Below are 9826 nucleotides of genomic sequence, written 5' to 3'. Positions count from 1 at the left end.
TTATACAAGATTATCAATGATTTTAACTTATAAAGTGGAAAAGTCATGCGACCATTATTTTTATTTAAAGAGCTTGAAGTACAATAGTGCTTCAATATTTATAATTATATTGCTTTTTTATATAAAAAAGCACACCAAAAGAATCGGTCATGACCGATTTTAAAATTTTTTTCAATATTATTTTGAGATAAGTAATAAATATTTGTTAATTCTATTGATCATTATTTGAATTTGTTCATCAGAAAATTTGTCCATTGAAATACCTTTAGCAATATATCTTCTGATATGTCTATGAATGTTCTCGATAGAACCTTTTTGATATGAGCAGTACGCGTCACATTTGTATAAATTGTTTTGATTAATAACTTCGTGCAACAACACGTTCTCGGAGCCGTTGTCAATTGTTAAAGTTTTGATTTTTAATGCGTTATTTTCAATAATTTTAATCAATGATTTTTTAACTGCTAATGAAGTTTTTAGTGACCTAACTGAATAGAGTCTTCTAGATTTTCTATCTAAAACAGTAACTAAACAATACTTGTCCTCACGTTTACCAATAACTGTATCAAGTTCATAATGACCTTCCATAGTTCTATTGTTAGCTTCCTCAGGTCTTTGATGAATTGGAATTGCATTTTTAAGAGAACTTTTTTGAGTTTTAACAGTTCTCTTTCGGTATTTTCCTACCGAAAGAAATTGTAAAATATCTATAGATAATGAAAACTCATTTGACTTTAAGCACTTATATACAGTGCTTGTCGTAGGACAAGGACTATTAGGGTAATGTTTTTTAAATTTATTAACAAGTGCTTTAGCAGAAACTTTTATGGCTCTTTTTGTAAAATCCTTACTAAATCGATTTTTTCTAAAATAGTCAACTTCTTCATTTCAAAATCTAATAAAATCTTTTCATTTGTTTTGAATAGTTTTTGAGTGAAGTCTAGTTCTTCTTGACCTATAAAATATCAAATGTTCAGCTAACAAATTAAAATCTATATAGTTAACATAGTTAATATAATTGTCGCAATTGCGACAAACTTTCTTAAATTTCTTAACAAAATCACCTTGATTTGTTGCAGAAATTTTTAATAGTTTTTTAATAGTTTTTGGTTGAAATCTTACAATGTTTGAAACTTGAGAAATGGTTTTATTTTGCCCTATTAACCTTAAACATTCATTAAAATGAAGAATACTCATTTGATTCTCTTTCAATAGTCTTGTTTTTAAGACTTTCGAATGTAATAACCTAATTTCTTCATCAGAATTCTTTATCAAATAATGATTGTTAGGAAGATGTTTTCGTTTAGTTTTTATACACACAACTTTTTCAAGAGAATTTTTAATATTTGCTATAATCATACTGGGTCCTTTCGTATTTTTTGGAGCAATATTATTTTACTAAAAGACCCAATAAATAAAAACAGTCATGCGATAATGGTCGCATGACTTTTCTATTTTACGAATGATTTTAACTGAATGTAAAATAGTAAAAAAAGCGTTTTCATTATAAAAATAATTCATATTCTCGCTTTTTATCTATTGGCTAACATTGGAATATACAAATTCTAAAAAATAGGAAGTAAAAAAACAATAGGAAAAAGGTTCCTATTGCATAAAAATGAATATTAATTGACTAAAAAATCAATGTTTAAATTATCATCAATCACATATTTAGAATCCTTTTTAACATCATTAATATTAAGTTTATACTCAAAGTCATCAATGTTATTTGTTATTTTTCTAAATATTTCCATTATAAATTCATAAACCATTATCATCGCAATCACATCATTCTCACAATACTCTTTTAAGCTTTCTGTTATTTTTTCTCATGAGAACTCACCAGTTATACCTGCATGTCTTTTTATTGCTTCAGCCATAGCCATCGTACCATTTTTTATTTCTAAATTCTTGTACGGTTTTATTCTAGTTTTTAGTTTTAAGTCGTTTGAAGTTATAAAATTTTCAATTTTCTTTATTGAATATTTATTTTTAAGGTCATTTAAAAAAGTAAAGGCCAATTTTGCATAACAAGGTTCAAAATCTGTTGTTTTATCTTCGTCTTTTCCTAGAAGTCATATTTTTTCTTTCATATCTTCAAAGTTATAAGATTTACTAAGTTTATCTTTATGAATAAGTTTATCTTTAACTGTAAATTTGTAGTATTTTGTTTTTTGTATCGCTTCATTTTGTAAAGAATAATATTTAAATGCATCCGCTAGATCCACTGTATTGTTATTTATGTGTTGTATCAATTTATCAAATTTATAATGGTCTGGATTGTTTTGTTCATCGACATAACCTTTTTTGATAAATTCTTCAACAAATTCAATATCATCCTTTAGGTTATTTACTTCATAAAATTCATGTCTTCTTGGATCTTCGCTTTCACATAACTGCTCATACTTTTCAACCTTTTTTATAGCTTGATAAACCAAATCTGAAATTTCTGAATTTCTATAATTTTCATAAGTTTTATTAAATACAACATAAGCAGATGCGTTGATATCATATATATTTTCTATTAATTCAATTAAATCAATTAGTTTGATTTTTTTAGTGTCAATAACTAAATTTGTGTTTCAAATTTTTTTACCATTAGATGTTTTGATAATTGAAACTTGATTAATAATTTGTCTATTTGGTCCCATACCATTAATTATTGGGAAAACTGAGCTAAAACCTTCATAATCATATCAAACAGTAACGCTGTCTTTTATATGAATTTTTTTAATGATATTTAATGCTTCTGTACATACTATGTATGGTAATTTTGCAAATCTATCATCAATTTTTTTAACTGCAAATAGGTTGAATTTGTTTTTTATACCATATAATTTAAAACCGTTTTGATGGTGTAACTTTCCCATCAATATTAAACATAATGAGTTTATTTCCTCTTTCTTTAATCATTTTAATGTATTAATTTTGTTATAAAAATTTAAGTTTTCAAGTCGCTCAGTTTCTATTTTATTTTTCAATTCATCTAAGCTGATATTTAACAACTCATTGGTTAAATAATTTGCAATTAACTTATAATCACCTACATATTTACTACTTTCGATAATATTATTAACAATAGTGTTAAAGGGTTCATCAATAATGTTAGTTGCATTATTTATTATGTTTTCATATTTGATACTGTATCCAGACTCTAAATCTCCATTAATTTTTAATACAGACACATTAGGAAATAAATTTCTCTTAACTCAGTAAGATAAAGGTAAGTCAAAATTTGCACCAAAAAGAGAAGCTTTTTCATATAATAAACCATTTATTTTTATATTGAATTTATTTAAATCACCATTATTTAAGCTTGGTTTATTTTTGCCTTGTCATACTCCTCTTGTTTCAATGAAATTAATTTTATTTTTTATAATAAAACGATTCCCGCCTTTAATTCCGTCAATGCAAATTATTGAAAATTCTTCAACATCGATGTTTAATTTCTTGTATATGGAATAGTCGAATATACCCTTAAGATAATACTCTTGAGTAGGACACGATGAATATTTTAAATAAATAATTTTCTTTTGATCTTTATCATAAGCAAAAACTGAACTATTAATCAAGAATTCTTTATTTATTTTATCTTCAACATATCCTAATACCGGTTTTGAAATAACTTTTATTTTAGGGTCATTTAAAAAATCTATAGTTTGTTTTATTTTATCTTTTATTGGTAATTTTGACGATACAAAACCTATTTGATTTTTATCAGTTACATTATTTTTTGTTAAGTAGAATTCAAGAGCTTCATTAACATATTTCTCAAAATTTTTGTTCTCAATTTTAATTTCAATTTGATCAGTGTCGTCATCATCAAAATTTAGATTTTCATGAAGTTCATTACTATAATCTTCATCACCTTCTTCATCACTAGTAATAAAATTTAGTAAATCTTCTGAATCAGCACCTTTATCTCATATTTCTTTATATAATTCAATTGATTTTTCCTCAAAATTATTAAACCATGAAAGGTTTTTTAATCCGCTATTATAAAGTCTAAAGTGATTAAATCCTATTTTTATAATTTCTTTATTCATGATCATCCCCCTTTAGTTTGAATTATATATGAAATGAATTAATATTAATCTATATTAATCAAGAATGAGTCAATTAGATTGTCTAGATCTTTCTTAGCGTTTTTAATTTTATCTACCAGTTCATTAACATGTGAGTTATTTATTTCGGTGTGTTCTGTTCTTGAATAATATCCTGTTCAATATGTAGTGGTTTTAATTGAAAAGTTACTCATAAATTCCGTCATACTTTTTATTTGAGTTAATAGTTCTTTTATAGAAATTATGATCTTATTGATTTTTTCATTTAAAAATTCAATATCGGTTTTATATGCATTAATAGTAGCTTTAAATTTAGCTTCATTAACAATTAATTCTCTAATTTTAATTTCTGCCTTAGCAAGCTCATTAGCTAATATTTCATTTTGTTTTAATAAATCATCATTTTGTCTTTTTAATAATTCAAGTTGGTTATTAAATTCATTATTTTGATTATTAAAATCATTTATTTTGTCGTTTAATTCATTTATTTTTGCATTTAATTCTTCATTATTAATTTTAAGTTTAGCATTTTCATTGTTTGCTAAAAGTAATAAGTTTAAATTATTTTTATATTTTTCATTTAATTCAAGAATTTGGGCATCTTTTTGAGTTAATTCGGCTTTTAATGTGTTTATTGTTGAATTTAATACAGCTATTTTAGATTCTAAATATTGCTTATTTTTTAGCTCTTCAATCAGTTTTGAATTAGCTTGATTAAGTTCTTCTCTTAAAGTATTTCTTTCGTTGATTAGTTGGTTGATTTTTTCATTATTTTCACTAATTATATTTCTTAAGTTATTAATTTCTTGATCCTTTTTTGCTATTTTTAGTTTTATATTTTCTAATTCACCTCTTAAATTTTGGTTTTGAGTATTTGAATAATTCAGCTCACCCTCAATTTCTTTAACCCTTGAAACTAATATGTTTTTATCATTAGTTAATGAGCTAATGATATTAAGATTTCTTTCGTTTTCTACTGTTAAATCATCTATGTTTGATTCAAGACGAGTATTTTCAATACTTAATTTATTATTCTCTTTGCTTATGGTTAAAAATTTTTCATTATTATGATTATTTAATAAATAATACTGAGTTAATACATCTACCATGTTTTTGCTAAGTTTTAGATTTATCTCTGTGTTTAAATTATTTGCTAAACTAAAATCATCTAACACACGAACAGATTTGTTATTTTCAAATCCTACAATCTTAGATTCACTATTTTGATAACGCTCTATAAATTCATTAAGTGAACTTGAATAATAGTTTATTAATTCATTTATTTTTTCTTCAATTTCTGAACTTGTATTGTTTATTTTGTATTGAACAATATATTCTTGAAGTAATTTGTAATTATTTATAGTTTCATTTAAGCTAAGTGATTCAGCCACACGTAGATTATCTATAATTTTCACCTTTTCTTCTAGAGAAGTATTTTTGTCATTTATTGAATTTTGTAGTTCTTGAATTTTCTTATTTTGAAGTTCACTAAGATTATTTAATTTTTCAATTTCTTTATTACTATTTTCGATAATTCTATTTAAGTCTTCTACATTTGTTCTGTAATTGTTAATTAAATCTTTTTGTTCCTGAATTATTTTCACCAATTCAGTTAGCGATATTTCTTTTTTCTTATTAATAATAGAAATGTTTGATTCTAGATCATAATAAAAAGAACTCATTAAATCATTTAATATTTTAGAATTTTCAAAATTAACTTCAGTTGAGTTTATTTTTTCTAAATAAGAATTAGTAAATTCTAATAATTGTTCATGTAATGAGATAATTTCATGATATAAATCACCTCTTTCAGAGTTTATATTTGACAAGTGCTCGAAATGGCTTTTACTTGAGTTTATAGAAATTATTAAGTTGTTTATATATTTAAGAGTTTTATCCTTAAAAATTGATATTTGATTCAATAAAGACTGTTTTTGATTCTCGGTTAATTCTATGTTTGAGATTGCTTTGTTCAGTAAAATTTCTTTATCTCTTAAGTTTGAATTTAACGTGTTTATAGTGTTTGTTGCTTGTAATTTCTCTTTCGAAAGTTCATTATTAGCTAAAATATATTCATTTTTAATTTTTTCAGTTTCTTGTAATAGTAATTCACTATTTCTTAATTCAATATTTACAGTATTTAGTTTGTTTTCGATTTCATTTTTTTGTTTATTCAATTCTTGTATTTGATTATTTAATACGTTATTATTTTTTATTAAATGTTTATTAATTTTTTCTTCATCATAATAACGTTTCATATAATCAATTTGTAAAACTTTTGTTTGCTTGGCAATAATTGCTTGTGTAGTTATTCCAATTGTTCCACCTAGTATTGCTAATCCTAATATTAGCAATACTAAATTTTTCTTTTGTATTTTGAATTTCATTTTCTCCTTTCACATTAAAATGTAGTAAAAAAGCAAAACAAAATAAAAAAGGAAAATAAAAAACCAAGGCTGTACAGTACCTTGATTTCTTAATAATTACATTTGGACATAGTAAATAACCAAGAAAATTAATACGAATATTAGAATAAAAAGTAAAACTGATGATAATACAGCAAATAATCTTAATAATTTAGAAGGTTTTTCACAATTATCGTGTGAGACTGAACTTGTTGGAACTTTTTCAGTAACAATTTCTTTAACTGTTTCTTTTAACAACTCGATTGCAACATTGTTTCTAGAAATTTTTGTTAAAGCAGGTACTGAGTAAGTATATTTATCTTTTGTTGTGAACGCAACATGGTGCATGTTGAATAACACATAAGATGTTCCGTGAGCAACCTTATTATTAAATCCTAATTCATCGTCATAATAGTATGTTGCTGATGCTGGAGTATCTTTAGCATCTGCGTTAATTTCGAATGATTTTACTAATTCAATAGCTGAATTTTTTACTTGTTCTAATAGAAGTGACACTACTGTTCTTTGATTTTCAGTTAAGTTCTTATCTTCTTTAAGTAATTTTGAGTAAATTTGATTTACTTTTTCGATGTTATTTTTGATTTCGTTAACATCAGCAGTTGATCCAACTTTGTTTTGTAAGTTTTGTCTAATCTTGTTTAATTTATCTTTATAGATTACTAAAACTTTCATTCTGTCTTCAATTGATAATTCACAAGCACAAATAAATGTTGTTAAATATGATTTTTCTTTTTCAACAACTTTTTCTTCAACAACAACTTGTTTTGCTTTTTCTTCTTCATCGGCACGTTTTTGTAATTCAATAATACGTTCAAGCAATTCAGTTTTATCAAAAGATGAGTTGTTTAACTCTTCTTTTAATGATTCAATTTCTTTTGAGTAATCTTTAGAAGAATTTGCTAGTTGAATTAATAAAAGTTCAATTCTTTTTCTTAATTCTTCAATTTCTACATCTTTTCTGCTTTTACGTGCTGGTCTTTTAATATCTTCTGCTGGGAAGTATGTTTTTGGGTCACTAATTAATTTGAAGTCAGTAATGTTTCTTAAACGTTGTTCAGCATCTTTTTCATTTCTTCTTCATGTTGAAAGACTAATGTGATTTTCTTTTCCAACACTTTCCATTGTTGAACCACCATCAAAGTTATCTACAACAATTTCGTGTTCAAATACTCCATCAGATTCAATTCCTGAAATAATTTGTCCAGCTCAAATTCCACGATCATTTTGGAATCAGTAAACACATTCTTCTTTAAGTGAGAAGTATCATTCAGTAGCTTCTTGACGAGTTTTAAATAAAGCTAGTGCTGCATTAACTTTTGGGTGTTTTAGCATTCAAGGATATTCTTGATTTTGCTCTGGTCTATATAAACATTGTAAACGTTTCATAATTCTCCTTATTTCTATGTGTTTTAATTATATACTAATTTTTAATAAAATATTAAATTACCACATTTATACCATTATTTTTAATTTTTAATTTTTAAAAATAAAAATAGCAAGTCAATGCTATTTAATAAAGAAAAAATATTATCTGTTAATTTCTTTAAGACGTGCACTTTTTCCGCTACGATTTCTCATGTAGTAAAGTTTTTGTCTTCTTGTTTTATTTGACCGAACTACTTCAATAGCGGCAATAAGTGGTGAATGTAGTGGAAAAGTTCTTTCAACACCGATTCCGTAAGAAATTTTTCTAACTGTAAATGTTTCTCTTGTTCCTGATTCCTTCTTAGAAATAACTAAACCTTCGAAAATTTGAATACGAATTTTTTCTCCTTCACGAATACGAACATGAACTTTAACATTATCACCAGTTTGAAATTGTGGTAAGTCAGTACGTAATTGTGGTTCTTCAACTAACTGTAATAATCTATTTTGCATGATTTTTCATCCTTTCTATGATATCAGGGCGATTTTTTAATGTTTTTTCATATCTTGCTTTTTCTTTTCAATCTTGAATTTCTTTATGATTTCCATTCAAAAGTACTTCTGGAACTTCCATTCCATTGTAAACTCTTGGCCGGGTGTATTGTGGATAATCTAGTAGACCATCATTTTGAAATGAGTCATAAATGTGAGATTCTTCTCGAATAACTCCGGGTACTAACCTAATGATTGAATCAGCCATAACCATCGAAGGTAATTCACCACCGGTCAAGACATAATCTCCAATTGATATTTCCTCATCAACCAGACTAACAACTCTTTCATCAAAACCTTCATATCTTCCTGAAATAAAGGTTATTTGTTCTTCTTTAGCAAGATTATTTGCCATTTCTTGGGTAAACTTTTTTCCTTGTGGAGAAACAAGAATTTTGTATCCACCATTGTTTTCTAACGATCTTAGAGCTAAATCTATAGGTTCAATTTGTAAAAGTAAACCATGCCCTCCGCCATAAATTTCATCATCGACTTTATGATGTTTATTACGACTAAAATCCCTAAAATCAACTATATTAATATTAATTAATCCTTTTTGAATCGCTTTATTAATAATACTCTCATCAGTGAATGGAGTAAAATAATTTGGAAATAAAGTCAAAAAATTAATTTTCATTATTTACCAGGCATTAATTTTTCAGTAAGTTTCTTAGCTCTAAATAAGTTTGAAACTGTAACAGTTGGTTGAGCACCATTTGCTAATCATTTTGATGTAGCTTCTTCATTTAAAACTAATTCTTTTGTATGTGGGTTGTAGTGTCCTAAAGCTTCGATGAATTTTCCATCACGTGGAGCTCTAGAGTCAGCAGCAACAACTTTATAAAAAGCATTAAATTTGCTTCCCATACGTTTTAGTCTAATTTTAACCATCTTTCCTCCTTATGCTGTAAAGCACTTTTGCTTTACATGTAAATTAGTTGAATATATTATAATATAAAAATAAATTTTTAATAATTTTTAATTGATTATTTTATTATTTAATTGTTGTAATAGTAGTTAAGTAAGTAAGAAATTTGTTTAAATTCCAATTTTTGCAAATTAATAAAAGTCATACATATATTTCTGATTTATTGTTCCATTATTATTTACTCATAAATTTAATATTTTATTTTTAAATGTTCTTTTTTTATTTTAAAATCAAAATTTTATCTGCTTATCGCTCTATAAACAATAGAAGCTATAAACTTTCATATATAAGAATTCATATTTTTGCTACGTCCACTTTAATAGTAGCACTTACAATTAAATATTTTTTTATATATACTTATGAACTAGTATAGTGTAAAGATAATAATAATTAACTAAAATAATTAAATATATCGATAAAATCAATAAATTATTAAAAAAACCATTGAAGTATAAGTCATAAAATATTAGTAAATATTGGTATTCTTAATA

7 protein-coding genes are annotated in these 9826 nt (G+C 25.0%); all 7 read right to left on the bottom strand.

Going from position 1 to position 9826, the window contains the following annotated elements:
* Positions 1 to 177: 177 nt before the first annotated feature.
* Complete coding sequence (locus EXC66_RS02455; RefSeq protein ID WP_129622287.1) at positions 178 to 1359, bottom strand: IS30 family transposase; 1182 nt, start codon at positions 1357 to 1359, stop codon at positions 178 to 180.
* Between the two features lie 266 nt (positions 1360 to 1625).
* Positions 1626 to 4046 (bottom strand): UU173 family protein, encoded by a 2421-nt coding sequence (locus EXC66_RS02450; protein WP_006886531.1) that lies wholly within the window; start codon positions 4044 to 4046, stop codon positions 1626 to 1628.
* A 44-nt stretch (positions 4047 to 4090) separates the two neighbouring features.
* Positions 4091 to 6451, bottom strand: coding sequence for a coiled-coil domain-containing protein (locus tag EXC66_RS02445; protein WP_006886533.1), 2361 nt, complete (start codon positions 6449 to 6451; stop codon positions 4091 to 4093).
* Between the two features lie 96 nt (positions 6452 to 6547).
* Positions 6548 to 7876 carry an MAG3090 family protein gene (locus EXC66_RS02440; RefSeq protein WP_006886534.1) on the bottom strand — a complete coding sequence of 443 codons (1329 nt, stop codon included), beginning with the start codon at positions 7874 to 7876 and terminating at the stop codon, positions 6548 to 6550.
* A gap of 141 nt (positions 7877 to 8017) precedes the next feature.
* Positions 8018 to 8368, bottom strand: a complete 351-nt coding sequence (gene rplS, locus EXC66_RS02435; protein ID WP_006886535.1) for a 50S ribosomal protein L19 — start codon at positions 8366 to 8368, stop codon at positions 8018 to 8020.
* Positions 8358 to 9044: a tRNA (guanosine(37)-N1)-methyltransferase TrmD gene (gene trmD / locus EXC66_RS02430; protein WP_006886536.1), complete on the bottom strand. Its 687-nt coding sequence runs from the start codon at positions 9042 to 9044 to the stop codon at positions 8358 to 8360. Before trmD ends, rplS begins: the two co-directional genes overlap by 11 nt.
* A complete protein-coding gene (gene rpsP, locus EXC66_RS02425; protein ID WP_006886537.1) occupies positions 9044 to 9298 on the bottom strand; it encodes a 30S ribosomal protein S16 in 255 nt (84 codons plus the stop codon). The genes trmD and rpsP overlap by 1 nt, the downstream gene beginning before the upstream one ends.
* Between the last annotated feature and the right edge of the window lie 528 nt (positions 9299 to 9826).

The sequence above is a fragment of the Mycoplasmopsis anatis genome (assembly GCF_900660655.1).
GTDB lineage: Bacteria > Bacillota_I > Bacilli_A > Mycoplasmatales > Metamycoplasmataceae > Mycoplasmopsis > Mycoplasmopsis anatis.
The sequence above is the reverse complement of the archived record's forward strand: the minus strand, read 5'-3'. Positions and strand labels throughout refer to the sequence as shown.